Annotated in this window: 26 protein-coding genes; 19 read left to right on the top strand and 7 right to left on the bottom strand. The window is 73.7% G+C overall.

From position 1 onward, the window contains the following. Positions 1-108: 108 nt before the first annotated feature. The 3 genes from ACPPVO_RS25720 to ACPPVO_RS25730 all read right to left on the bottom strand — a co-directional run bounded on the left by ACPPVO_RS25720 (position 109) and on the right by ACPPVO_RS25730 (position 1,778). Positions 109-942, bottom strand: a complete 834-nt coding sequence (locus ACPPVO_RS25720; RefSeq protein ID WP_426513706.1) for a GNAT family N-acetyltransferase — start codon at positions 940-942, stop codon at positions 109-111. A gap of 72 nt (positions 943-1,014) precedes the next feature. Next, complete coding sequence (locus ACPPVO_RS25725) at positions 1,015-1,467, bottom strand: hypothetical protein (RefSeq protein ID WP_426513707.1); 453 nt, start codon at positions 1,465-1,467, stop codon at positions 1,015-1,017. Then, positions 1,464-1,778, bottom strand: a complete 315-nt coding sequence (locus ACPPVO_RS25730; protein WP_426513708.1) for a hypothetical protein — start codon at positions 1,776-1,778, stop codon at positions 1,464-1,466. Before ACPPVO_RS25730 ends, ACPPVO_RS25725 begins: the two co-directional genes overlap by 4 nt. 45 nt (positions 1,779-1,823) lie before the next feature. Here ACPPVO_RS25730 and ACPPVO_RS25735 point away from each other — a divergent pair, with 45 nt between their 5' ends. The 6 genes from ACPPVO_RS25735 to ACPPVO_RS25760 all read left to right on the top strand — a co-directional run bounded on the left by ACPPVO_RS25735 (position 1,824) and on the right by ACPPVO_RS25760 (position 5,365). After that, complete coding sequence (locus tag ACPPVO_RS25735; protein WP_360390671.1) at positions 1,824-2,534, top strand: flavodoxin family protein; 711 nt, start codon at positions 1,824-1,826, stop codon at positions 2,532-2,534. A gap of 68 nt (positions 2,535-2,602) precedes the next feature. Continuing rightward, on the top strand, positions 2,603-3,232 hold the full coding sequence (locus tag ACPPVO_RS25740; protein ID WP_426513709.1) for an RNA polymerase sigma factor: 630 nt from the start codon (positions 2,603-2,605) through the stop codon (positions 3,230-3,232). Beyond that, on the top strand, positions 3,232-3,459 hold the full coding sequence (locus ACPPVO_RS25745; protein ID WP_426513710.1) for an anti-sigma factor family protein: 228 nt from the start codon (positions 3,232-3,234) through the stop codon (positions 3,457-3,459). The genes ACPPVO_RS25740 and ACPPVO_RS25745 overlap by 1 nt, the downstream gene beginning before the upstream one ends. Positions 3,460-4,121: 662 nt before the next feature. Then, on the top strand, positions 4,122-4,562 hold the full coding sequence (locus tag ACPPVO_RS25750; protein ID WP_426513711.1) for an SRPBCC family protein: 441 nt from the start codon (positions 4,122-4,124) through the stop codon (positions 4,560-4,562). Positions 4,563-4,574: 12 nt separating this feature from the next. Beyond that, the gene (locus tag ACPPVO_RS25755; RefSeq protein ID WP_426513712.1) at positions 4,575-4,931 is read left to right on the top strand and encodes an ArsR/SmtB family transcription factor; all 357 of its coding nucleotides are present in this window, start codon (positions 4,575-4,577) and stop codon (positions 4,929-4,931) included. Next, complete coding sequence (locus ACPPVO_RS25760) at positions 4,928-5,365, top strand: SRPBCC family protein (protein ID WP_426513713.1); 438 nt, start codon at positions 4,928-4,930, stop codon at positions 5,363-5,365. Before ACPPVO_RS25755 ends, ACPPVO_RS25760 begins: the two co-directional genes overlap by 4 nt. A 160-nt stretch (positions 5,366-5,525) precedes the next feature. On the opposite strand, the gene ACPPVO_RS25765 is transcribed toward ACPPVO_RS25760, so the two are convergent. Further along, complete coding sequence (locus ACPPVO_RS25765; protein WP_426513714.1) at positions 5,526-6,971, bottom strand: hypothetical protein; 1,446 nt, start codon at positions 6,969-6,971, stop codon at positions 5,526-5,528. A 560-nt stretch (positions 6,972-7,531) separates the two neighbouring features. Between ACPPVO_RS25765 and ACPPVO_RS25770 the strand changes: the two genes are divergently transcribed. The 3 genes from ACPPVO_RS25770 (at position 7,532) to ACPPVO_RS25780 (ending at position 9,973) form a co-directional block, all read left to right on the top strand. Next, the gene (locus tag ACPPVO_RS25770) at positions 7,532-8,503 is read left to right on the top strand and encodes a ParB N-terminal domain-containing protein (protein WP_426513715.1); all 972 of its coding nucleotides are present in this window, start codon (positions 7,532-7,534) and stop codon (positions 8,501-8,503) included. Between the two features lie 68 nt (positions 8,504-8,571). Next, positions 8,572-8,958, top strand: coding sequence for a BlaI/MecI/CopY family transcriptional regulator (locus tag ACPPVO_RS25775; RefSeq protein ID WP_426513716.1), 387 nt, complete (start codon positions 8,572-8,574; stop codon positions 8,956-8,958). A gap of 85 nt (positions 8,959-9,043) precedes the next feature. Further along, a complete protein-coding gene (locus ACPPVO_RS25780; RefSeq protein ID WP_426513717.1) occupies positions 9,044-9,973 on the top strand; it encodes a M56 family metallopeptidase in 930 nt (309 codons plus the stop codon). A 175-nt stretch (positions 9,974-10,148) separates the two neighbouring features. Here the strand turns inward: ACPPVO_RS25780 and ACPPVO_RS25785 are convergent, their stop codons facing one another. Then, on the bottom strand, positions 10,149-10,901 hold the full coding sequence (locus ACPPVO_RS25785; protein ID WP_426513718.1) for a cyclase family protein: 753 nt from the start codon (positions 10,899-10,901) through the stop codon (positions 10,149-10,151). Positions 10,902-10,959: 58 nt separating this feature from the next. Next, a complete protein-coding gene (locus ACPPVO_RS25790) occupies positions 10,960-11,625 on the bottom strand; it encodes an ABC transporter ATP-binding protein (RefSeq protein ID WP_360390698.1) in 666 nt (221 codons plus the stop codon). Between the two features lie 191 nt (positions 11,626-11,816). Between ACPPVO_RS25790 and ACPPVO_RS25795 the strand changes: the two genes are divergently transcribed. The 8 genes from ACPPVO_RS25795 (at position 11,817) to dpgD (ending at position 19,656) form a co-directional block, all read left to right on the top strand. Continuing rightward, positions 11,817-12,791, top strand: a complete 975-nt coding sequence (locus ACPPVO_RS25795; RefSeq protein WP_426513719.1) for a ParB/RepB/Spo0J family partition protein — start codon at positions 11,817-11,819, stop codon at positions 12,789-12,791. Between the two features lie 110 nt (positions 12,792-12,901). Continuing rightward, on the top strand, positions 12,902-14,485 hold the full coding sequence (locus ACPPVO_RS25800; protein WP_426513720.1) for an MBL fold metallo-hydrolase: 1,584 nt from the start codon (positions 12,902-12,904) through the stop codon (positions 14,483-14,485). Positions 14,486-14,505: 20 nt separating this feature from the next. Further along, positions 14,506-14,727 carry an MbtH family protein gene (locus ACPPVO_RS25805; RefSeq protein WP_426513721.1) on the top strand — a complete coding sequence of 74 codons (222 nt, stop codon included), beginning with the start codon at positions 14,506-14,508 and terminating at the stop codon, positions 14,725-14,727. Between the two features lie 7 nt (positions 14,728-14,734). Continuing rightward, entirely contained in the window at positions 14,735-15,553 is an 819-nt protein-coding gene (locus tag ACPPVO_RS25810) for an alpha/beta fold hydrolase (protein ID WP_360390708.1), read from the top strand. 87 nt (positions 15,554-15,640) lie between these two features. After that, entirely contained in the window at positions 15,641-16,834 is a 1,194-nt protein-coding gene (dpgA, locus tag ACPPVO_RS25815; RefSeq protein ID WP_426513722.1) for a 3,5-dihydroxyphenylacetyl-CoA synthase DpgA, read from the top strand. Then, positions 16,828-17,484, top strand: coding sequence for an enoyl-CoA-hydratase DpgB (dpgB, locus tag ACPPVO_RS25820; protein ID WP_426513723.1), 657 nt, complete (start codon positions 16,828-16,830; stop codon positions 17,482-17,484). The genes dpgA and dpgB overlap by 7 nt, the downstream gene beginning before the upstream one ends. After that, complete coding sequence (dpgC, locus tag ACPPVO_RS25825; RefSeq protein WP_426513724.1) at positions 17,481-18,755, top strand: (3,5-dihydroxyphenyl)acetyl-CoA 1,2-dioxygenase DpgC; 1,275 nt, start codon at positions 17,481-17,483, stop codon at positions 18,753-18,755. The genes dpgB and dpgC overlap by 4 nt, the downstream gene beginning before the upstream one ends. An 85-nt stretch (positions 18,756-18,840) precedes the next feature. Continuing rightward, positions 18,841-19,656: an enoyl-CoA-hydratase DpgD gene (gene dpgD / locus ACPPVO_RS25830; RefSeq protein WP_426513725.1), complete on the top strand. Its 816-nt coding sequence runs from the start codon at positions 18,841-18,843 to the stop codon at positions 19,654-19,656. Positions 19,657-19,659: 3 nt separating this feature from the next. Here dpgD and ACPPVO_RS25835 read toward each other — a convergent pair whose 3' ends face one another. After that, the gene (locus ACPPVO_RS25835; protein ID WP_426513726.1) at positions 19,660-21,249 is read right to left on the bottom strand and encodes an MBL fold metallo-hydrolase; all 1,590 of its coding nucleotides are present in this window, start codon (positions 21,247-21,249) and stop codon (positions 19,660-19,662) included. Between the two features lie 168 nt (positions 21,250-21,417). Here ACPPVO_RS25835 and ACPPVO_RS25840 point away from each other — a divergent pair, with 168 nt between their 5' ends. Next, a complete protein-coding gene (locus ACPPVO_RS25840; RefSeq protein ID WP_426513727.1) occupies positions 21,418-22,953 on the top strand; it encodes a HAMP domain-containing protein in 1,536 nt (511 codons plus the stop codon). 155 nt (positions 22,954-23,108) lie between these two features. Next, the gene (locus ACPPVO_RS25845; RefSeq protein WP_426513728.1) at positions 23,109-24,998 is read left to right on the top strand and encodes an ABC transporter ATP-binding protein; all 1,890 of its coding nucleotides are present in this window, start codon (positions 23,109-23,111) and stop codon (positions 24,996-24,998) included. Positions 24,999-25,191 lie beyond the last annotated feature (193 nt).

Raw genomic sequence — 25,191 nt, forward strand, 5'->3', positions numbered from 1 at the left:
GCGGGCGCCACGCCGGTGTCTCGGACGCGGCGCGGGCTGATGCCGGCGTCTCGCGCGCCTTTCCGGCCACGCCGGTGTCTCGCACGCGGCCCGGGCTGATGTCGGCCGCTAGGCCGCCGCCAGCACCAGGATCGCCCTCGTGTAGAGCAGGTCGAAGCCGCGGCGTTGCACGTTGCGGTGGGACGGCGAGCCCGGCTGCGCGGTGACGGCGGCGAGCTCGACGCCGGCCTCCGCGGCGTCGGCGAGGCGGGCGGCCAGGAGCGCGCTCTGCACCCCGCGGCGGCGGAACGCGGGCGAGGTACCGGCGCTGAACTGCGCGATGCCGTCGCGGATGCCCATGCTCGCGCCGCCGGCCGGGACGCCGTCGACCAGGGCGAGGTACCGGCGGGCCCCGGCGGCGGCGATGTCGCGCTCGGCGTCGGCGACGATCCGGCGCGGGAAGTCCTCCAGCCACGGCAGGCCGTCGGTGTCGGGGTGCGCGACGGCGTCGAGCACGACCTCGAGCCAGGTGTCGAACTCGTCGTCGCCGCTCGGGCGGACCTCGACGCCGGGCGGTTCGACGCGCTCCACGTCGCCGGTGACGGGCCGGCCGAGCACGTTCTCGTAGGAGACGAGGCGGTACCCGCGGCCCGTCAGCCACTCGCCGACGGCCGGGTCGGCGAGGCTGCTCAGCTCGACCGACACCGGGGCGCCGCGCGCGGCGAACTCGAGCTCGATCGCGTCCAGCTCGTCGTCGCCCGGCCGGCCGGCGAAGCCGAGGCCGGCGACCTTGTTCCAGGGCGAGTCCGGTTCGGCGAAGCTGGCCACGCCGCCGGCGACCGGAATCAGGAACCCGGCCCCGCCGGTGCGGCGCTGGGCCGCGGCGTTGGCGGCGGCGATGAACCCGGCCTCGACGGCCTCGATGCGCCGGCCGAGATCGGTGTCGCAGAACAGCGGTGACATGGCAACCACCATACGCCGTTTACCGGTTGCTGGATGCGGTTGCCCGGTGTCGTCGTCACGACGGTGCGGCGGTCACAGCGCGACGACGCCCTCGCCACCGGCGGCGCCCGGGACCGTCACCTCGCCGACCTTCGTCAGCGTGCCGCCGGCCCCGATCCGCAGCGCGACCAGGCCGCCGGCCGCGCCGGTCTGGGCGTAGAGGTACCGGCCGTCCGGGGCCGCCGCGACGTCGACCTGGCCGGCGCCGGTGGCGAAGGTACCGATCGAGGGCAGGGTGCCCCCGGCCCCGGTGGCATAGCCGGAGAGGTTGCCGCTGCCGGCGTTGGCCGCGTACACCTCGCCGCCGGCGGCGACGATCCAGCACGTCGCGGCCTGCCCGGTCGCGACACTGGAGAGCCGGGTCAGGGTGTCGTCGCGATCCAACCGGTAGGAGGCGACCGCGTTCGTCCCGGCCTGGGCGACCACGACGTGGCCCTGGCGGTCGAACGCGACCGCGAACGGCACCGCGCCCGGCTCGGCGTTCACCACCGGCCGGGCCGACGGTCCCGCCGCCGGTCGACGGTGAACGCGTCGATCGCGTTGCTGCCGGCCTTGGTGGTGACCAGGAGCCGCGAGCCGTCCGGGGTGAACGCGATCTGGCCCGGCGTGTGCGTGAACTCCGGCGTCGCCGCCGGGTCCAGGCCCAGGGAGCGGTGCCAGGCGGCCACCTTCACCAGCGTCCGGCCGACCCGCACGAAACCCTGCACGGAGCCGCCGTCGCGGGCGTTGAGGACGTACACGAGGTCGCCGGTTTCGCGGGCCGTAAGGATCCGGCCCCCGGCTCGTAAGAACTGCACCCGCCGGGGGTGTAACGCCGGGCCGGTCCGGCGGGACTGCAGGGCATGACCGACACTCGCTACGACGACCTGCGCGCGCTGTTCATCAACTGCACCCTGAAGCGGTCCCCCGAGCTGAGCCACACCGGCGGCCTGATCGACATCAGCCGCGGCATCCTGGAGAAGCAGGGCGTGACCGTCGAGGAGATCCGCGCGATCGACCACGACATCGCCACCGGCGTATGGCCCGACATGACCGAGCACGGATGGGCCACCGACGAGTGGCCGGCGCTCTACCCGCGGGTCCTCGCCGCGGACATCCTCGTCATCGCCGGGCCGATCTGGCTGGGCGACAACGCCTCCACCACGAAGCGGGTCATCGAGCGGCTCTACGCCTGCTCGCACCTGCTCAACGACGCCGGGCAGTACGCGTACTACGGCCGCGTCGGCGGCTGCCTCATCACCGGCAACGAGGACGGCGTGAAGCACTGCGCGCAGAACGTGCTGTACAGCCTCCAGCACCTCGGCTACACCATCCCGCCGCAGGCCGACGCCGGCTGGATCGGCGAGGCCGGCCCCGGACCCTCCTACCTCGACCCCGGCTCGGGCGGCCCGCAGAACGACTTCACCAACCGCAACACCACGTTCATGACGTGGAACCTGCTGCACCTGGCCCGGATGCTCAAGGACGCCGGCGGCATCCCCGCACACGGCAACCAGCGCAGCGAGTGGGACGCCGGCTGCCGCTTCGACTTCGCCAACCCCGAGTACCGCTGAGGCCCGCTCACGTTTGGTGTCCGAAGACCGACGCCTGGTCCGGGCCGGCCGGGCGCTACTGTGCGCTCGTGTCCATCGCCGATGCGGCCCTGCCGGCCGACGCGGTCATCGTGGCGCGGCTGCGCGGGCGCGACGAGGCGATGTTCGCCGCGCTGATCGACGCCTGGTCGCCCGGACTGCTCCGGGCGGCGCAGGCGTTCGTCGCCGACGAGCACGCCGCCCAGGACGTCGTGCAGGAAACCTGGCTGGGTGTACTGCGGGGAGTCGCCGCCTTCGAGGGGCGGTCCTCGCTGCGCACGTGGGTGTACCGCATCCTGCTCAACCGGGCCCGGACCCGCGGCGGCCGCGACGCCCGGACGATCCCGCTCAGCAGCCTGGCCCCGACCGTCGCGCCGAGCCGGTTCCGCGACGCCGACGACCCCTACCCCGGGCACTGGCGGCGGCATCCGCCGGCCTGGCCGTCGTCGGAGGACCGGGTGCTCGCCGCCGAGGTCCGCCGCGAGCTCGGGCAGGCCCTGGCCGGGTTGCCGCCCCGCCAGCGGATCGTGGTCACCCTGCGGGACGTGGAAGGCTACAGCAGCGACGAGGTGTGCGAACTGCTGCAGCTGTCCTCGGCCAACCAGCGGGTCCTGCTGCACCGGGGCCGGGCCGCCCTGCGGGCCGCGCTGGAGACGTACCTGACGGGGGAGGTGGCGTGATGGACTGCGACGAGTTCGTGGAGCTGGTCACGGCCTACCTCGAGGGCGCCCTGGACCCCGCCACCGAGCAGCGCTTCGCCGCCCACCTCGCCGAATGCGAAGGCTGCGACCGGTACCTCGAGCAGATCCGCCGCACGATCGCCGAGCTCGGCCGGCTGCCCGCCGCTGGCCTGCCGGCACCGGCCCGCGACCGGCTCCTGGAAGCCTTCCGCGACTGGGAAGGCTAGCGCCGGGCCGGGTCTTACGCGTTGCTTACAGCTCGGTCGGCCACCGCCGCGGGCGCTTCCGTGCGGCATAGCCTGACCGCCATCGCGCCGCAGTGTGCTCAGGGCGGCCGCGTTGGGCGCGTTCGGTGCCGCCGGGGCGGAGCTCGCCGCGGCACCCGCGAGCGCCTGGTCGCCGTCATGCAGGCCCATCCCGGACGGCTGCTGCTGCAGACCCACGCGCTCGTCGAGCGGGTGCCCCTCGAGCCGCAGCCGTCCGCCCCGCCCCGCGCCGCCGGCGATGAGCAGGACGACCGCGGTCAACGCGAGGAACACGACGACGCTGGCGGCCACGATCCGGGCGGTGCTCCACGCCGCGTCGTCGCGATGCCGCTGGTGCCGGGCCAGGCCGGCCAGCGCCGCGCGGGCCGTGGCCGGCGCGGCCGTCCGCCGCACGCGCGACGTCGCGCTGTCCTGCCTCGGCTTCCGGCCGGCGGTCACGCCGGTCGATGCTGCCAGGCGCGAATCCGGCCGCCGTGACCGGTCCGGCGGCGGTCGTCAGCCTCTCGTAGGATTCGCGGCCCGCCGGGCCGATCGGCGGCCTTGACAGCGGCGGTGCCGCACCCTAAGTTCACAAGCATCTGCTTGTACAAGCGGATGCTTGTAATGACGAATGGGAGATCGAAGTGACAAGCGACTTCACCGCTGTCCTGGACCTGCCGGCCGGCCCGGCCGCCGTGTCGGCCCTGTTCACGTCCGCCGACGGCGTCAGCCGCTGGTGGGGCCCGACCGAGGGCGATGCCGAGGTGGGCGGGACCCTCGTCACCAGCTTCGGCCCGTACGGCGCCAACGCGATGCGGGTCCTGGAAGCCGGACCCACCCGGGTGGTCTGGGAGTCGATCGCGCCCGACGGGTCCGCACCGACCGGGCATACGCAGGAGTGGCTGGGCACGACCATGCAGTTCGACATCATCCCGATGGGCGACGGCACGCGGCTGCAGTTCCGCCACGCCGGCCTGACCCCGCAGCTGGCCTGCTGGGACGACTGCGTCGTCGCCTGGACGCAGTTCATGGCCAGCATCCGGAGCTTCGCCGAGACCGGCCACGGCACCCCGTTCCGGGTCTGAGAACCTAGCTCCATGGCCGAACAACGGGAGCAGCCAGTGCCCGAGGCGCCGGATGCGGTGCTACGCGCGCTGGCCGACCCGCACCGGCGGCAGATTCTGCGGCTGGTTCAGCACACCGAGCTGGCCGCCGGGCAGATCGCGGCGGCGTTCCCGCTGACGCAGCAGGCGGTCAGCCAGCACATCGGCGTCCTCAAGCAGGCCGGCCTGCTCAACGAGCGCCGAGACGGGGTCCGCCGCCTGTACACGCTGCGTCAGGAAGCGCTCGAGCCCGTACACCGGGTGCTGAGCGAGTTCTGGCCGGACGCCCTGAGCCGGCTGAAGAAGGCCGTCGAGACCGCCCACCCGCAACCACCGCAGAGGCAGCCGTGACCGCCGAGATCCACAACGACGTCATCGTCGCGACCACGCGCATCAAGGCGCCGCCCGACGTCGTGTTCCCCTACTTCACCGACGCCGCCCTCATCGTCGAGTGGATCGGCGAGCAGGCCGAGCTCGACCCGCGGCCCGGCGGCCTGTTCCTCCTCGACTTCGGCACCATCGCGGCCCGCGGCACCTACACCAGCGTCGACCCGCCACACCGCGTCGCCTTCAGCTGGGGCATCCCCGGAAGCGAGTCGCTGCCGCCCGGCGGCTCGACGGTGGAGGTGGTACTGACCGCCGACGGCGATGGCACGATCGTCGTGCTGAGCCACCGTGGCGTGCCCCCCGGTCGCATCGACGAGCACCGCACCGGCTGGCAACAGCAGTTCGGGCGCCTGGCCGGGATAGAGCCTTCCAGCCGCGTCCGGCGGGCCACCGCGTGAAGGATCTGATCGGCTTCTTCGGGACGGTGATCGCCACCCTCGGCACGCTCATCGGCGGCGTGGTCGCGTTCTACTTCGCCCGGCGTTAGAACATCGAGGACAACCAAGGCGACGCCCCGTCACCGCGGCGTGGTGACGGGGCGCGGCCCTGGCAACGGGGTCAGCTCGTGAACAGGCTCTCCGTGGCGAGACCCGGGGCCAGCAGCCGCCGGGACGGGGCCAGGTTGCCCGCCGTGGCGACCAGGTCGGCGACGAACGTCCGCACGGACGCCGCATCGCTCAGGTCGCCCAGGCTCGAGTTGACCGTCGCCGCGGTGGCCGCGTCGAGCTGCATGTCCAGCGTCGGCGTCCCGAACCGGGTCGCCGCGGCCTCCTCGCCCAGCGCGGCGATCGCGTTGCGCAGGGTCGCGGCCCGGTCGACGCCCTCTCCGGCGACCGCGCCGTCGATGCCGGTGGCGAGGTCGTCGGGCGACTGCTCCAGCAGCGACTCGCCGAGCACCTCGTCGGCCAGCATCCGCCACGGCTGCATCGACTCGTCGCCCGGCTGTGACCAGTCGTCGTCGGTGCCGGACGGCAGCTTGGTCTCGTTGCCGTCCTTGTCGAGCTTCTTCGTCTCGATGCTGCGGCTGCCGTCGTCCTCGGTCTTGAGCGTGCGTACCTCGCTGGTGCCGTCGGTGTTGTAGTCCGTGCGGTGGGCGCTGGTCACGTTGCCGTCGGCGTCGGTGACCCGCTCGCCGCGCGAGGTGATCCGGTCGTCCTCGGCCGTCTCGGTCTGGGTGAACGTGTTGCCGTCGACGGTCGTCACGACGGTCGAGGTCCGCTCGACGACACCGTCGGCGCGGGTCACCTCCTCGGTGCGGCGCACGGTGTCGTCGTGGCCCTCGATGCCGACCTCCCACTGGCGGCCCTGCTCGTCCTGGCCCCACTGCCGGGCGTTGAAACTGCCGTCGTCGTACTTGTTCTGCAGGCTCTCCAGCCGCCCGGTCGGCGCGCCGGAGCTGTCGTACGACTCGGTGACGACGTGCTCGCTGCTGCCGCCGTCGATGGGCACCTGCTGGAACTGCATCTGCGAGGCCAGCCGGCCCTCGGCGTCGTAGACCTGCGTGGTGCGCCCGTCGTCGGTCTGCGTGACCACCTGGCGCCCACCGTCGTCGAACTCGGTGACGGAGATCGCCTTCGCCGCCCCGTCGGCGGGCGCGAACGGGCTGTTCCCGCCGAAGGCGTCCGAGGTGCCGGTGCGGAACTTGCCGTCGGCGCCCGGCAGGCGCAGGTAGCCGGTGCCGGAGGCGTTCGCGGTGCCGTTGTCGGTGAAGTCGTACCGCCGGGCCGCGCCCGTGGCCAGGGTGGTGAGGTAGCTGCGGCCGACCGCGCCGTCGGCGATCGACGCGACGTGCGCGCGGCGCAGCGCCGGGCCGGCCGGGCCGATCGCCGCGCGGGTGGCCGTCTCCGCCCAGGCGCCGCCGTCGACGGTGGCGGTGCGCACCGTACCGCGGCCGTCGCCGACGATCGCCAGATAGCGGTCCTGGCCGGCCGACGCGAGGGTCGCGGTGAACTGGCCGCCCGACCACAGGCGCAGGCGCAGGATCGAGTCGTTGGGGTTGCCCATGATGCCTCCGTGTCCGCGGGTGATGTCCCCCGACAGATGCGTCACCCCGGCGGTTGATACACGCCGTCATCCTCACATCTGTAAGCATCAATGGATTGACGCTGCCCTCGCGAAATTCCTCGGCGCAAATTCCTGCATCGTGGGAGCCGTGCGGCCGCGTAATTGCACCGCGCTCGGCCGCCGTTGTTTTGTGAACGCCCCGGTGTCGTCTGTATTCCCAGCTCAGTTCGGTTTCCGGGCCGCCCCGGATAACGCGGCGGCGGCTGGTCCTACGCATCGTAGGATGGAGTGGCCATATCCGGGCGCGGATCTGAGGGTTTCCTTGGAGTCTGCTGATGCTATTGACACTGAACGTTGCCCGTTGAGAGCATGACGCGACACTACAGGTATGAAGTGTCGGCACGTTATCGCGGTCGTAAAGGTTGGCCTCGCAATATTGTGCAGGACCTGCCCGCCCGCGTGAATGCGCTGTACAACACGGGGGCAATATGGGAAATCAACCTGTCGTCGGCCGATCGACTGAGACGGGCCGTGGGCCCCGCAGTGGTGGACGGCGCACTGTGCCCGAGGCCGGGCCACAGACCGAACGAGTCCCGATCACGAGCCTGCGGGCCGCCGACTCGCCGCGGCTGTCCGGCGAGGACGACGAGCACACCCGGATGCTCGCCGACTCCGGCGCGGCGCTCCCGCCGGTCATCGTGCACCGCGAGACCATGCGCATCATCGACGGCATGCACCGCTTCGGCGCGGCCCGCCTGCGGGGCGAGGACACCATCGAGGTCCGGTTCTTCGACGGCACCGTGCAGGAGGCCTTCGTCCTGGCCGTGCAGTCCAACATCGCGCACGGCCGCCCGCTGTCGCTGGGCGACCGGATGCTCGCGGCCGAGCGCATCATCAACGAGAACCCGACGTGGTCCGACCGGGCGATCGCGGCGGCGGCCGGGCTCGGCGGTGGCACCGTCGCCGGCATCCGCCGCCGGGTCGAGGCCGCCGACGACGCAGTCCGTGACGCCGCCCGGGACACCGCGGCGCGCATCGGCCGCGACGGCCGGCGCCGCCCGCTCGACAACGCGGTGGGCCGGCTGCGGGCCGCCGACGCCATCCGCGAGGATCCGGACGCATCCCTGCGGGACGTCGCCCGCAAGGCCGGCGTCTCGCCGACGACCGCGCAGGACGTCCGCAACCGGCTGCGCCGCGGCGAGGAGCCCGTCCCGGCCCGGCCCTCCGCCGGCGCCCCGGGGCCGGTGCGCACCCGCAGCGTCCGGCGCCGCACCGGCGACGGCGGACGGCCCGGCCTGGACGAGGCGCTGAAGGGCCTGCAGCAGGACCCGGCCCTGCGGTTCAACGAGTCCGGCCGGACGCTGGTGCGCTGGCTCATGACCCGCGCCGTGCGGTTCGAGGAGTGGCAGGAGGTCGCGGGGGACGTGCCGACGCACGCCACGTACGTCGTGGCCGTCATCGCCCGCCGCTGCGCCGACGAGTGGCAGCGCATCGCCGAGGAGCTGCAGAGCCAAGCCGGCCAACCGGCGTGACGACGGCCGGGGCCGGGTTGCCGCCCCGGGTACCGTGTCCCGGTGACCTGCCACCACGGGACGGGCCGATGAGCGCGGAGCGGCGTGCCTGGGGCTCGCTCGAGTCGGATGTCATGACGGTGCTGTGGGCCGCCTCGGGCCCGCTGTCCCCGGCCCAGGTGCAGCAGCAGCTGGGCGGCGACCTGGCGTACAACACCGTGCTGACGATCCTCACCCGCCTGCTGGAGAAGGGTCAGGCCCGCCGCCGCGTCAACCTGACCGGCGGGCGCGGCCACGAGTACTTCCCGGCCGAGGACCGCGCCACCGCGGCGGCCCGGCGGATGCGCGCCGTGCTCGACGGCCCCGGCGACCGGCGGGCGGTGCTGCGCCAGTTCACCGCCGACCTGGCCCCCGACGACGCCGAGCTGCTGCGGGCGCTGCTGCGCGATCCCGACCCGGGGGAGCCGTCGCCATGACCGGTCCGGAGCGGAGCGGAGGGGCCGGTCATCGGGTGGCTCAGTTCATGTGGCATGCCGCCGACGAGCGAAGCGAGGAGGGGGTGTGACCTGGCTCGTGCACATCCCGATCCTGCTGCCGGTGCTGCTGCTGCTGTCGGCCGTGCTGTGGCCGCTCGCCCGCCTCGCCGCGCGCACCGGCCGGCCCGAGCGGGCCGCACGGGCGCTCGCGGCCGGCGCGATGGTGACCGCCGGGTCCAGCGCCGTGTGCCTGATCCTCGTCGTGGCCACGCTCGCTGACGACGTGCCGGCGATCGAGCGGTACGGCCGGCTGTCCCTCGCCAACGGACGCCCCCTGCCGGAGCCCGTCCCGGACCCGGTCGCCGTCGCCGCGACCGCCCTGCTGCTCTGGGTCGGCTGGCGCGTCGCCGCCGGGCTGCGCCGCCGCTGGGCCGTCGCCCGGGAGCTGCGCGCCGCCGGCCCCGTCGAGGACGGCCTGCTCGTCGCCGACTGGGACAGCCCGCGCGCGGTCGCCGTGCCGCCCGCCCGCGGCCGCCGCGGCCACGTGCTGGTGACCAGCGGCATGCTGCGCCTGCTCGACGCCCACGAGCGGGCCGCGGTGCTCGCCCACGAGCGCGCCCACCTGTGGCGCCGCCACGACCGCACGACCACGCTCGCCGCGCTGGCCACGGCGGTCAACCCGTTGCTGCGGCCGGTCGAGTCGGCCGTCTGCCTGCTCGTCGAGCGCAGCGCGGACGAGGACGCCGCCGACACGGTCGCGGACCGGCGGCTCGTCGCGCACACCATCGCGAAGGTGGCCCTCGCCGCCCACGGGCCCGCGCCCGCGCTCGGCTTCGGCGGCTCCAGCACCCTGCACCGCGTCGAGGCGCTTATACGCCCGGCGCCGGACCCGCTGCGCCGCGGCGGCCCGACGGTCGCCGGGGCGGTGGCCGTGGCGGCGCTCTCGCTCGCCGTGGCGGCCGTCGCGGTCGTCGAGTTCGTGGAGCTGTTCCGGGCCTGGCTGCCGACCGGCTGAAGGTCAGGCGCGGGAATCAGGCGGAGGAAGCGCCTGACTCGCCGACCGGCTGAAGGGCAGGCGTGGGGATCAGGCGGAGGAAGCGGCTGACTCGCCGACCGGCTGAAGGGCAGGCGCGGGGATCAGGCGGAAGAAGCGGCTGACCCGCCGACCGGCTGAAGGCCAGGCGCGGGAATCAGGCGGAAGAAGCGGCTGACTCGCCGACCGGCTGAAGGCCAGGCGCGGGAATCAGGCCCAGGACGCGGGCCGGTGCACCGCTCGCCCCGACGAGGGCCGGGACGCCCACGATCAGCACCCCGCCGACCGGCGGCAGCCGCTCGAGGTTGGCGAGGTTCTCCACGCCGTACCGCCGCCCGCCCAGCCAGCCGTGGTGCACCGCGGACCCGGCCCGCTCCCCGGCCGCCGAGTCCAGACTCGGCGTGTCGATCCCCAGGGCGTACACCTGAGGCCGGTCCGCGGCCAGGAACCGAGCCGTCTCGGCGGCGAAGCCCGGCCAGTGCGGGCGGCCTTCGCCGTCCAGGCCGAGGTACCGGCCGCGGTCGTGGATCCGCTCCGCCCAGCCGGTGAGCGCCAGCACGGCACACGGGCCGGGCAGCGGGCCGTGCCGCCGCTCCCAGTCCAGGATGTCCGCGACCTCCAGCCGCGCGTCGGCGTCGCCCCGCACCCGGTCGCGGATGTCGACGACCGCGGCGAGCAGCACCAGGTCGGCCGCGGCGATCGCGTGGACCGCCGCCCCGCCCGCGACGAAGTGCGCCGGAGCGTCGACGTGGGTGCCCGAGTGCTCATCGAGGTCCCACCGGCCGGCGAAGCAGCCGTCCCGCTCGAAGCCGGCGACGGTGGTGACGCTCGGCGGTACGACGTCCGGGTGGTGCGGCAGCGCGGGCGACAGCGGATGGGACAGGTCCACCGTCTCGCCGATCAGACCCACGAGCGGCACGGTACCGCCCGGCGTTCGCGGGCCGCTGGAGCGCCGATCGCGTTGCGGCTCAGGCGACCAGCTGACCGTCGCGCATCACGACCTGCCGCTTGCACGCGTCGGCGACCGCGGCCTCGTGCGTGATGATCACCATGGTCGTGCCGCCGTCGTTGAGCTCGGTCAGCAGGGCCATGATCTCGCGGCTGTTGCTCGAGTCGAGGTTGCCGGTCGGCTCGTCGGCGAACATGATCGCCGGCCGGCCGACCAGAGCGCGGGCGATCGCCACCCGCTGCCGCTCGCCGCCGGAGAGCTTCGTGACCCGGTGGCGGACCCGGTGGCCGAGCCCGACCCGCCGCAGCGCGTCCTCCGCCGCCTCCCGCCGCTGCCGGGCCGGCACCCCGCGGTACAGCAGCCCGTTCGCCACGTTGTCCAGCGCGTCGAGCGCCTCCAGCAGGAAGAACTGCTGGAACACCACCCCGACGCGGTGCGCGCGCACCCCGGCGAGCTGCCGGTCGCTGAGGCCCTCCACGGCCATGCCGTCGATGACCACCGACCCCTCGGTCGGCCGGTCCAGCGTCGCCATCAGGTTGAGCAGCGTCGACTTGCCGGACCCGGACGCGCCCGAGATCGCCAGCATGTCGCCCGCCTCGACCCGCAGGTCGACGCCGCGCACGGACTCGACGGGCGGTTCGCCGGGGTACGTCTTGCGCACCTCGCGCAGCTCGAGCACGGCCATGGCCCCCACAATGCCCGCACGGGCGCGGCCGCGCATCCCCCAAAGGTAAAGGCCGACCCGCCACCTTTCGGGGGGCCCGCGATCCTCCCCCGAAAGAGCGGCGGCATTCCCCTCTTTTCGGGGGTGTGCCGGTCCCGCCCCGGCGCGACGCTGAAGTCGCTCGGGGGGCCTGCTACCGATGGGGCGATGCAGTGGAACAGCACGTCGATGTCTCGTTGCCCGACCCGCTCAGCGGCTGCTCGGACGTCCAGTGGATCCCGGTGCGCTCGCTGCTGCCCGCCGACTCGCCGCGCACGGCCGGCGAGGACCCGGCGCACACCACGATGCTGGCCGCGCTGGACGCCCAGCTGCCGCCGATCATCGTGCACCGCGCCACGATGCGGGTGATCGACGGCATGCACCGGCTCGGCGCCGCCCGCCTGCGCGGCGACGACCTGGTCCGGGCCCGCTACTTCGACGGCACCGAGCAGGAGGCGTTCGTCCTGGCCGTGCGGACCAACATCGCGCACGGCCTGCCGCTGTCGGCGGACGACCGCACGCGGGCCATGGAACGGATCATCGGGTCCTATCCCGGCTGGTCCGACCGGGCGATCGCGGCCGCGGTCGGCCTGGGCCCGCGCACGGTGGCCAAGTTCCGGCTCCGCATGCAGCGGGAGGACCGGGCCGACGAGGCACGCACCCGGACCGGCCGCGACGGGCGGACCCGGCCCGTGCACAACGCCGAGGGACGGCTGCGCGCCTCGGAGCTCATCCGGGAGCGCCCCGAGGCGTCGCTGCGGGCGATCGCCCGCGAGGCCGGCGTCTCGCCGTCGACGGTGCGTGACGTGCGGCTGCGGATGGAGCGCGGCGACGACCCGCTGCCCCCAGCACGCCGGCGCCGCGACGACAGCTCCGCCCCGGTCGCCACCGACGAACGGGCCGGACCCGACCTCGGCGCCATCCTGCAGGGGCTGCAGAGCGACCCGGCGCTGCGTTTCAGCGAGTCGGGCCGGGGACTGCTGCGCTGGATGTTCTCCCGCGCCATCCGGGCCGACGAGTGGGTCGACGTCGCCGACAAGGTCCCGCCGCACAGCACGTACATCATCGCCAACCTCGCCCGCATGTGCGCCGAGGAGTGGCGCCAGCTCGCCGAGGACCTCGAGGAGCGCGGCGCCCAGCAGGCCTGATCCGCACCCGATGGCGCCGCGCTGGAAGTGCTCTGACGCGCTGCTGGCGATGCGTTGTCCGGGCTCCGCGGGCCGTGCGACGGTTGGCCGTCGGCAAACGAGAGGCAGCCATGAGCCACGAGCAGCGCTTCCTGCGCCCGAATGTCATCATCGAGCCGCTGGTCGACCGGTTCTACGCCTGGCTGCACACCGTCGCGCCGGTGCAGGCCTCGATGAACCTCGCGTTCCGGCAGCTGCCGAACCTGGAGTCGTACCTGCAGTCGCCGCAGATGCACGTCGCCGCCAGCAACAACCCCGACCTCCGCGGCGGGTACTTCATCAACATCGCCGAGGAGCGCGCCGACGAGGTGCGCGACCTGGTCGCCGCGATCAAGCGCGACCGGGCGCCGATGCTGCGCTTCGCCGAGGCGGTCATGCGGGCCGACGCGCTCGTGCGGGACGAGGCGGCCGGGTTCGACCTCACGCCGCTGTACCCGCGCCTGCCCGACGAGCTCAACGGCGTCGTCGAGATCGCCTACGACACCGGCAACCAGCCCACGGTGCGGTTCATGGAGCCGCTGGCGTACCGCAGCGGCGCCTACGCCGAGCAGCGCCAGTCCGTGCAGCTCTCCCTCGAGCCCGGCGTCGAGCGGCCGTTCGTCCTCAGCACCCCCCGCCTCCCGGGGCCGGACAAGCTCGACCTCGACCTGGCCCTGCGCCACGGCGGGCTGGACGAGCTCTTCGCGGCCCGCCTGCGCCCGACCACCGTGGCCCGGCTGCGCGAGGCGCTGGAGGTGCCCGACGAGCAGGTCGCGCAGCTCGAGCGGCTCCTCACCGACGCGCCGGGCCAGTCCGAGGACCGGCACATCGAGGCCGGGGGCCGGGTGCGGTACTACGGCCACGCCTGCGTGCTGCTGCAGTCGCCCGACGCGGCCGTCCTGACCGATCCGTTCATCAACTGCGACACGAACTCGACCGGCCGGTACCTGCTCAACGACCTGCCCGACCACATCGACCTCGCGCTGATCACCCACGGCCACCAGGACCACACGGTGCTGGAGACGCTGCTGCAGCTGCGCGGGCGCATCGGCGCCGTCGTCGTGCCGCGCACCTCGCGCGGCAACCTCTGCGACCCGTCGATCGGGCTGTACCTCAAGACGATCGGCTTCAACGTCATCGAGGCCGACGACTTCGACGAGGTCGAGCTGCCGGGCGGCAAGGTGACCGCCACCCCGTTCCTCGGCGAGCACTGCGACCTCGACATCCGCGGCAAGTCCACCTACTGGGTCGAGCTCGCCGGCAAGAAGTTCTTCATCGGCGCCGACTCCTCCGGCATCGACCCGGTGCTGTACCGCTACGTGCGCGCCGACCTCGGCCGCGCCGACATGGCCTTCCTGGGCATGGAGTGCGACGGCGCGCCGCTGACGTGGCTGTACCAGCCGCTGCTGACCCGGCCGGTGACGAAGAAGATGAGCGACTCGCGCAAGCTGTCGGGCTCCAACGCCGAGCAGGCCGCCGGCATCGTCACCGAGCTCGGCGCGGGCGAGGCCTACATCTACGCGATGGGCGAGGAGGAGTGGCTCGGGCACATCATGGCCACGAGCTACCGGCCCGACTCGTACCAGCTCCAGCAGGTCGAGGTCTTTCTGGGCTGGTGCGCGGACAACGGTGTGAAGGCCGAGCACCTGCTCGGTCAGCGTGAATGGCGTTGGTAGCACGGCGACAGGAGGACACGGTGCGGACCGTCAGTTTCGACTTCGACAACCCCGAGGCCCGCTTCAAGGTGCTCGTCAACGACGAGGAGCAGTACTCGCTGTGGCCGGGCGATCTGCCGGTGCCCAGTGGGTGGGCCGAGACGGGCGTGCACGCCTCCAAGGAGGAGTGCGACGAGTACCTGCGCAAGACCTGGACCGACATGCGGCCCAAGAGCCTGCGCCTCGCCCTCGACGGGCAGTAGCGGCGGGATGCCCCACGCCTTCACCAACGGCATCCGCCTAGCCTTCGAGCGGTACGGCCGGGGCGAGCGGGTGCTGTTCATCATGGGCTCCTCGGCCGGGGGCCGGGTGTGGACGATGCACCAGACCCCGGCCGTGGTCGCCGCCGGCTACCAGGCCGTCACCTTCGACAACCGCGGCATCCCGCCGTCGGACGTGCCGCCCGGCCGGTACTCCCTCGCCGACCTCATCGCCGACACCGAGGGACTCATCGAGGCGATCGGGGGGCCGTGCCGTGTCGTCGGTACCTCGATGGGGGCCGTCGTCGCCCAGGAGCTCGCGCTGCGCCGGCCCGACCTGGTCCGCAGCGCGGTGCTCATGTCCACGAAGTCGCGCTCGGACCCGGCCCGCCTCGCCCACGCCCGCGCCTACCGGGAGCTGACCGAGAGCGGTGTCGTCCTGCCGCCGGCGTACCGCGCGAGCGTCGCCGCGTTCGAGATGCTCTCCCCGGCCACCCTCAACGACCCGCAGGCCTCCGCCGCCTGGCTGGACACCCTGCGCCACGCCGCCGCGACCGAACCGGCGGGCTACGGCGGCGGCCAGGACTGGGTCGACCTGACCGAGGACCGCCGGCCCGGGCTGCGGGGCATCACCGTGCCCTGCCGCGTCATCACGTTCGCCGACGACCTCGTCACGCCGCCCTACCTGGGCGCCGAGGTCGCCGAGGCCATCCCCGACTGCGACCTGGTCGAGATTCCCCGCGCCGGGCACTTCGGTTACCTCGAACGGCCCGACGAGGTCAACTCGGCGATCCTCGAGTTCCTGGCCAAGCACGAAGAAACGGCCTGAAGTCCGCTATGGAAAGGATGTCCCGGCCATGACCACCGTCGTGATCCGTCCGCGCAGCAAGCCGCGCATGTGGGGTTGGACCTTCCGATGACCCTTGCCATCGGCGCGAAGCCGACCGCCACGCTCCCCGGCCCCGACGACTTCCCGGCCGCCGGGCCCGCCCCGGGCCCGGCGGCCGTCGTGCTCGGCCCCGCCGCGCCCGCCCCGGCCGTCCTGGCCGGCGTCGGCACCGCCGTCGCCGGCGCCCCCTACACGCAGCAGGACCTGCTGGACCTGTTCGCCATCACCGACCCCAAGGTCCGCTCCGTCTTCGCCAACAGCGCCATCGGGCGGCGGTACCTCACCGTCCCCGTCAGCCCCGACGGCCGCACCCACGACGAGCCGCAGGGCGCCCTGCTGCGCAAGCACAAGGCCGTCGCCGTCGACATGGGCGCCCGCGCCGTGCGCGCCGCGCTCGCCGACGCCGGCCTGAGCCTCGCCGACGTCGACTACCTGTGCTGCGTGACCTCCACCGGCTTCCTCACCCCGGGCCTGAGCGCCCTGCTCATCCGCGAGCTCGGCCTCGACCCCGGCTGCCACCGCGTCGACGTGGTCGGCATGGGCTGCAACGCCGGGCTCAACGCCCTCAACGGCACCGCCAACTGGGCCAAGTCCAACCCCGGCCGGGTCGCGGTGATGGTCTGCGCCGAGGCCTGCTCCGCCGCCTACGTCATGGACTCCACCATGCGTACCGCCGTCGTCAACAGCCTCTTCGGCGACGGCGCGGCCGCCGTGGCCGTCGTCGCCCCCGCCGTCGGCGCGCCGGCCGACACCCCGGCCGGCCCGGTCGCCGTCGCCGCCGGCCCGCGCGTGCTGGGCTTCGCCAGCCGCATCATCACCGACGCCTTCGACGCCATGCGCTACGACTGGGACGACGACCAGCACCGGTTCAGCTTCTTCCTGGACCCGGACATCCCGTACGTGGTGGGCGCCAACGCCGGCATCGTCATCGACCGGCTGCTGGGCCGGGCCGGGCTGCGCCGCCGCGACATCGGGCACTGGCTGGTCCACTCCGGCGGCAAGAAGGTCATCGACGCCGTCCGCGTCAACCTGGCCCTCACCCGCCACGACGTGCGCCACACCATCGGCGTGCTGCGCGACTACGGCAACGTCTCCAGCGGCTCCTTCCTGTTCTCCTACCAGCGGTTGGTGCGCGAGGGCGTCGTCGCGCCGGGCGACCTGGGCGTGCTCATGACGATGGGCCCCGGCTCGACGATCGAGACGGCGCTGGTGCAATGGTGACCGCGGCGCACATCGACGGCGGCCGGCCGCTGTCCGCCGAGACCGTTGCCGCGCTCGCCGCCGCGTGCGACCGGGCGGAGGATGCGGCCGGGGGCGGCGTGCTGGTGGTACACGTGACCGGTGCCCCGCACGGCGACTGGCTCGGCGGGCTCACCGTCAAGCTGGTCAACCGGTGGGAGCAGGCGGTCCGCCGCCTCGAGCGCCTGCCGGCCGTCACCGTCGCGGCCGCCACCGGCGACTGCGGCGGCGCCGCGCTCGACGCGCTGCTCGCCACCGACCACCGCATCGCCGCGCCCGGCACCCGGCTCGTGCCCGCCCTGCAGGCCGGGCTCGTCTGGCCGGGGATGGCGCTGTTCCGCCTCGCCCGCCAGGCCCCCGGCGCCGCGGCGGTGCGCCAGGCGGTCCTCTTCGGCACGCCGATCGCCGCCGCCGACGCCCTGGCGCTGCACCTCGTCCACGAGGTGGCCGACGACCCCGGTGCCGCCGTCGCGGCCGCCGTGGCCCGGGCGGCGACGGTACCGGGCGCGGAGCTCGCGATCCGCCGGCAGCTGACCCTGGACGCCCCGGGGGCCGGCTTCGAGGACGCGCTCGGTTCGCACCTCGCGGCCGTCGACCGCACCCTTCGGCGCACCGCGGAGGCATCCTCGTGACGGGCCCCGCCCAGCGCGTTGTGGCCGACGCCGCCGGGCGGGCCGCCGAGATCCTCGGCGGCCTGCCGGAGCCGGCGCTGCGCACGCCGGAGGAGCGATCGGCCGCCGCCGAGGCCCACGCCGCCGCGCGGCGGGTGCGCGGTGTCTTCCTGGAGCATCACGCGGCCGCCGTCTACGCCGAGCTGACCGGGGAGCTGTCCCGGTCGCTCGGGCTCGCCGAGCTGTGCGCGGCGGCGGCGGAGGCCTGTCCCGGGCTCGTGCCCGGGCCCGAGCAGCTCGCCGCCGACCGGGCCCGGCCGCAGGCGGCCAAGGAGGGCTGGGAGGTCGACCAGGGGCTGTTCGCGGCGGCGGTACTGCGCGGGCCGCGCGAGGGCCTGCACCTGCTGGAGGCCATGCGCCGTCCCACCCCGCGCGCGCTGGCCGCGCAGGACGCCTACCGCAGCGCCGGCGAGGCGGACCTCGGCTCGGTCCGGCTGGAGCGCCGCGAGGGCATCGCGCACCTCACCATGTGCCGCGAGGACTGCCTCAACGCCGAGGACGAGCGCCAGGTCGACGACATGGAAACGGCTGTCGATCTGGCGCTGCTCGACCCCGCCGTCGAGGCGCTCGTGGTCCGGGGCGGGAGGATGACGCACCCGCGGTACCGTGGCCGCCGGGTCTTCAGCGCCGGCATCAACCTCAAGGCGCTGCACGCCGGGCGGATCGGCCTGGTCGACTTCCTGCTGCGCCGGGAGATGGGGTACATCGCCAAGCTCAACCGCGGCCTGTCCGACGGCGGCGGATGGTGGGAGCGGCCCGGCGGCAAGCCGTGGCTCGCGGTCGTCGACGGATTCGCCATCGGCGGCGGCTGCCAGCTGCTGCTCGCCGCCGACCACGTCATCGCCGGCGCCGACGCCTATCTGAGCCTGCCGGCCGCCCAGGAGGGCATCGTGCCCGGCGCGGCGAACCTGCGCCTCACCCGCCACGGCGGCGCCCGCCTGGCCCGGCAGGTGATCCTGCTCGGCCGGCGCATCCGCGTGATCGAGCCCGACGCGCGGCTGTTCGTCGACGAGGTGCACGACCCGGAGGAGGACCTCGACGCGGCCGTTCCTGGCTGCGCCGACCGGCTGCGGGGCGAGGCGGTCGCGGCCAACCGGCGGATGCTGGTGGAGGCCGAGGAGCCGCCGGACGCCTTCCGGGCGTACCTGGCCGAGTTCGCGCTGCAGCAGGCCCGGCGCATCTACAGCCCCGACGTGCTCGGCAAGGTCGGCCGCTTCGCCGCCGCCACATGAGCGGTACGGAGCGGAGCGGAGTGGCCGCTCATCAGGGGCACAGGGTGGAGCTCAGGCCGGCGCCGGAGCTTGCGGAGGCGTCGGCATGAGCGGTCCGGGGGACGGCGAGCGCCCGCGGGTGCGGTACGTCAAGCGCGACCACGTCGCCTACGTCACCCTGGACCGGCCCGAGAAGCTCAACGCGATGGACCTGCGCACCCACGAGGAGCTCGGGTCCGTCTGGGACGATGCCGAGGCCGACGACGACGTGCGCGTCGTCGTCCTCACCGGCGCCGGCGAACGGTCCTTCTGCGTCGGCCAGGACCTGCACGAGCGGGCCGAGCTCAACCGCAACGGCGCCGGGCCAACGACGTTCGGCAGCCGCGGACAGCCCGGCTGGCCGCGGCTCACCGAGCGGTTCGGCTTCTCCAAGCCGATCGTCGCCCGCGTCAACGGATGGGCCCTCGGCGGCGGCTTCGAGCTCGTCCTCGCCTGCGACATCGTCGTCGCCGCCGAGCACGCCGTCTTCGCGCTGCCGGAGGTGGGCCTGGGCCTCGTGCCCGGCGCCGGCGGCGCGTTCCGGCTGGCCCGGCAGCTCCCGCTCAAGCACGCGATGGGCTACCTGCTGACCGGGCGGCGGCTCACCGCCGCGACCGCCCTGCGGCTCGGGCTCGTCAACGAGGTGGTACCCGGGGATCGGCTCGACGCGTGCGTCGCCGAGTGGACCGCCGACCTCGTGCGCGCCGCGCCGCTGGCCGTGCGGGCCATCAAGGAGGCCACGCTGCGGTCCCTCGACATGCCGCTGGAGGAGGCGTTCGGTACGCGGTTCGAGTGGGAGCAGCGGCGCATGCACAGCGAGGATGCGCGCGAGGGCCCCCGCGCCTTCAACGAGCGGCGGGAGCCCCGGTGGCGCGGCCGGTGAGGCCTACCAGCGCCACTCGCGCCGGTTGAACAGGTGCTCGGCGGTGATGCCCTGGTCGGTGCACCAGCCGAGGAACTCGTCGATCTGCTTGAGCTGGAAGGTGTCCTCGTTGTACGTCGTGGCCATGACGTGGCCCTGCCAGCTCTCCTCGCCCATCGCGTAGATGTAGGCCTCGTCGGCGTCGAGCTCGCGCATGACGTCGGCCGCCTGCTTGGCGTTCGACCCCGAGAGGCGGCGCGAGTCGCTCATCTTCTTCGTCACCGGGCGGGTCAGCAGCCCCTGGTATCCCCACGTCAGCGGCGCGCCGTCGCACTCCATGCCGAGGAACGCCATGTCCACCTTGCCGAACCGGCGGCGGATGTAGCGGTAGAGCACGGGGTCGATGCCGGAGGAGTCCGCGCCGATGAACGCCGACGCCCCGGCCAGCTGCACGATGAACGTGGACTTCGCGCGGACGTCGAGGTCGGCGTGCTCGCCCAGGAACGGCGTGGCCGCGATCCGGCCGCCTTCGAAGGGTACCTCGTCGAAGTCGTCGACCTCGATGACGTTGAACCCGATCGCCTTGAGGTACAGCCCGATCGACGGGTCGCACAGGCTGCCCCGCGACGACCGCGGCACCACGACGGCACCCATGCGGCCGCGCAGCGCGAGGAGGGTCTCGAGGACGATGTGGTCCTGGTGGCCGTGGGTGATGAGGACGTAGTCGATGCGGTCGGGCAGGTCGTCGAGGGTGTAGCGGTCGCCGTGCCGGTTGTCCGTGCTGATGAACGGGTCTGTGACGATGGCGACGTCGGGCGTCTGCAGGACCAGGCAGGCGTGGCCGAAGTACCGGATGCGCCCGCCGTTTTCGATGTGCCGGTCGGGGGAGAGGCTGGGCGCGTCGGACAGCAGCGTGGCGAGCTGCGCGGCCTGCCCGTCGTCGAGCTCCAGGGCCTCCCGCAGCCGGCCGAAGGTCGTCGCGGTGGTGCGGGCGGCGAACAGCGCGTCGAGCCCGGGGTGGTCGAACTGCAGCGGCAGGTCGAGTACGCCGGGCATCGGCAGGCGCGGCGTGCTGAGGATGAAGGGCCGCTCCACCCCGTCGTCGAGCGACAGCTGCACCGACTGGCGGCCGCGGTCGTAGACGGGGCTGGTGTAGACGAGTGGCTCGATGTACCGCATCGACGGCTGGCTGCCGGTGTCGTAGGCCAGCTCGACGAGGCCGTTGAGCGGCGACGGGAGCCGCGGGTACAGCGGCGTCAGGTCGAAGCCCCGCGCGTGCTGCTCGAGCATCGACTCGGCGTCGGCGATCGCGGCGGCGAAGGCGAGCATGTCGGCGCGGTCGCGTTTGATGCCGTCGAGCAGTTCGGCGACCTCGTTGCTGCGGGACTCCTCGATGTTCACGAAGTAGCCGCCGCGCAGCGCCGGGTTGTTGCTGGCGGCCAGGTGCACCTGCGGGTTCTGCAGGTACGACTCGAGCAGCGGCACGTGCACGTTCGCCAGGTTCATCGACGCCTGGACCGGCGCGACGATGTGCATCGCGGCGTAGAACCGGTCGACCAGCGGCTCGATGATGGCGTTGGATCGCAGGAACACCGGCTCGTCTGGCAAGCCCATGCCGAACTCCCTCCAGTACGGTCACCCGCAGCCATGATGCCGCCGCCCGGCGGATGCACGGCCCCCCGCCCATCGCCGCTCCATCGCTGCTCCACCGGCGCCGGGTCTGTTGTCCGGACACACCCTCGGTACGCTGAGCTGACGTCTACCGCGGCCGGAGGCAACCCAATGCTGTCGCGACTCGGCCTGCGCTTCCGCATGGCCACCTCGTACGTGCTGGTCTCGGCGGCGGCGGTGCTGCTCGTCGAGGCGGCCGCGCTGGCCCTCGTCGTGCCCCGGCTGCAGGCCGCCGACCTCGCCGCGGCCCAGGCGCGCAAGCGGGCCGTCGTCGCCGAGCAGAGCCTCGGGCGGCTCCGGACCCAGGCGATCGCGCGCAACCTGGCGGCCGCGGCCGGCAGCGCGTCGAGCGTCGCCGGCGGCGGTGACGGCGACGCCGTGCTCGCCCGGGTCGCCGCACCCAGCTTCGCCGCCGTCGCCACCACCCAGGGCGACGAGGGCGTCGTCCAGGTCGTCGCCGGCGCCGACGGCCGTGTCGCCGCCGCCGCACCGACGTCCGGCTTCCCGGACGCGATGGTGCCGGAGGAGGCCCGCGGCGGCGAGGCGCACGACGGCCAGGTGCACCAGGCGGGCGGCATCAGCTACTGGGCCAGCGCCCCGATCCGGGTCACGGGCGCCGACGGCACGGCCCCGCGCGTCATCGGTACCGCCTATGTCGTGATGACCCCGACCGGCGCCGGCGGCGAGGGGCAGCAGTCCGACAAGCAGCTCGCCGGGCAGCCGGACCGCGGGGCCGGCGATCCCGCGGGCGGCACGACCGTGCAGACGTTCGCGCTGCCCGGGATCATTGCGCTCGTGCTGCTGCTGCCCGTCGGGGCCCTCTTCGGGCTGCTGAGCACCGGCCCGCTGATCCGGCGCATCCGGCGGCTCGCCGAGGGTACGTCGGCGATGGCCGACGGGGACCTGCAGGTCCGCATCCCCGTGTCCGGCGGCGACGAGGTCGGCCGCCTGGAGCACGCGTTCAACTCCATGGCCGAGCGCCTCGACGCCGCCGTCGTCGAGCAGAAGGCCACGGCCGGCGCCGAGGCCCGCCGCGCCGAACGCACCCGCATCGCCCGGGAGCTGCACGACTCGATCTCGCAGGAGCTGTTCTCGGCCAGCATGGTCGCGGCCGGGCTGGCCAAGGCGCTGCCGGCCGAGTCGGCGCTGCGCGGGCAGGCCGCGTCGATGGAGCAGTCGCTGGCCCGCACCATGTGGGAGATGCGCGCGCTGCTGCTCGAGCTGCGGCCGATCGCGCTCGAGGACGCCGGGCTCGTCGCCGCGTTGGAGCAGCTGGGCCGGACGTACGAGGCGCGGCTCGGCGTGCCCATCGACGTCCGGCTCGACCCGGTCGCCCTCGACGCCGCGGTCGAGCACGCCGTGCTCCGCGTGGCCCAGGAGAGCATCGGCAACGCGATCCGCCACGGCGACCCGTCGGCGATCGAGCTGCGGCTGGCCGAGGCCGGTTCACGCGTCGAGCTGACCGTGCGCGACGACGGGCGCGGCTTCGACCCGGCGGCCGGCGGGCGGCACGGGATGGGGCTCGACGTGATGCGCGAGCGGGTCGAGGAGCTCGGCGGGACGGTGGTGGTCGACAGCACGCCCGGCGGGGGCGGCACGACGGTGCGGGTGTCGCTGCCCGTTCGCGTGGCCTCGCCGGTGGCCTGAGTCCTGGTCTGAGTTTCTCGGTGCGGTCGCGGCGCAGTGGGGCCGCGCTGCACCCCCGATCGCTCGGCTTTGAGACCCGCGCGGCGGCGGTGGGAGAATCGGGCCCTCATGCCGGAAGCGGCCGGCCCACGCTGCTCGATGGGGGAATGATCGGCATGCATCCAGACGAGCCGCGGCGTCCACGCGGAGTCCGCGCGACCTTCCGCCTCCTCGGCGGCGCGATCCGCCTCGTGTGGTCGGCCGGCAAGCGCGACTTCATCCTCGTGGTCGCGCTGCAGCTGATCCAGTCCCTCGGCGTGCTGGTACTGATTCTGCAGTTCCAGCAGCTGCTGGCGAGCCTCATCAAGTCCGACTCCGGCGGCGAGACCGGCGGCGGCGTCGCGGTCGGCCTGGTGCTGTTCATCGCGGCCAACGCCGTGATGGGCGTGGCCGGCTCCATCATCAACAACCGGCGCCAGATCATCGGCGAGCGGGTGACGCTGCACATCAGCAGCCAGATCCTGAAGGTCACGTGCCTGGCCGAGCTCGACGACTTCGACGACTCGGCGTTCCACGACCGGCTCCAGCGCGCGGCCGGCCAGGCCGTGGGCCGCCCGATGATGATGGTCCAGAGCATGATCACGATCGGGCAGAACCTGTTCACGATCGGCTCCATCTGGGTCGCGCTGCTGGTGATGCAGCCCTGGATCGGGATGGTCATGCTGCTCGTCGCCATCCCGGTGTGGATCGGCGGCACCCGGGTCGGCGACCACTACTTCACGTTCGTCATCCGCATCGCGCACCTCGACCGCAGCCGGATGTACCTCTTCCAGCTGCTCACCCTGCGCGACCCGGCCAAGGAGATCCGCGCCTTCAACCTCGCCGACCACCTCGCCGACCGCTGGCGCACGTCGATGATCGAGCGGATCGGCATGCTCGCCCAGACGCTGCGCAAGCAGCTGCGGGCCTCGCTGATCTCCACCTTCGGCAGCAACCTGGTGCTGGCGCTGGCCGCGGGCGCGCTGGTCGTGCTCAACGCCCGCGGCGTGCTCTCGCTGTCGCAGACCGCGGCGGTGGCCGCCGCTATGCTGCTCTTCGGCCAGCGCTTGCTGGACTCGGTGAACGAGACGAACCGCTTCTTCGAGTCCGCACCGTTGGTCAGCGACCTCAACGACTTCCTGGCGCTGGAGCCCGACCTGGTCCGGCACCGCTCCGGGCGGCCCTTCGAGGGCCCGTTCCGCCGCATCGAGCTCGACGACGTCTCCTTCCGCTACCGCGACGCCAACCGCGACGCCCTGTCGCACATCGGGCTGGAGCTCAACGCCGGCGAGGTGGTCGCGCTGGTCGGCGAGAACGGCTCGGGCAAGACGACCCTGGCCAAGCTCATCGCCGGGCTCTACACGCCGCAGTCGGGCGCCGTACGCATCGACGGCACCGACCTGGCCGACCTCGACCTGAACACCTGGCGCGCCTCGGTCGCCGTGCTGTTCCAGGACTTCATCCGCTACGCCCTCACCGTCACGGACAACATCCACCTCGGCGCGACCGGCCGCGAGCTGAACATGGACGAGGTGCGCGCGGCGGCCGCGGCGGCGGGGGCGGCCGGGTTCCTCGACGGGCTGCCGAAGGGGTACGAGACGATCCTTGGACCCCAGTTCGGCAAGGGCATCGACCTCTCGCTGGGGCAGTGGCAGCGCATCGCCCTGGCGCGGGCGTTCTTCCGCGACAGCCCGCTGGTGATCCTGGACGAGCCCAGCGCGTCGCTGGACGCCCGGGCCGAGCGTGCCCTGTTCGACAGCGTCCGCGAGTTGTACCGCAACAAGACCGTCGTGCTCATCTCGCACCGCTTCTCCACCGTGCGCACGGCCGACCGCATCATCGTGCTGGACGGCGGCCGGATCGTGGAGCAGGGCAGCCACAACGAGCTGATGGCGCGCGACGGCCTGTATGCCGAGCTCTTCTCGATCCAGGCCAGCGCGTTCCTCGAGGACGACCTGGGGCGCGCGGACGAGACCGGCGCCGACGAGGCCGCCCTGGAGCTGCAGGCGGCCCCGCGAACCGAGTAGACACCGCACCGCCGACTGTGCGCCGTCCCGGCTGCAGGGGCCGGCGCACAGTCGTGTTTTCGTGCCCGCACAGCCGGCCGTGCCCGCAGTCGGCCGTGCCGTGCTCGCACAGTCGGCCGTGCCGTGTCCGCACAGTCGGCCCGGTCGCCGTGCTCCGCGCGGCCCGTGCGTTCTCCGCACGGCCCGTGCGTTC

The organism is Dactylosporangium sp. McL0621 (assembly GCF_049995355.1).
Classification (GTDB): domain Bacteria; phylum Actinomycetota; class Actinomycetes; order Mycobacteriales; family Micromonosporaceae; genus Dactylosporangium.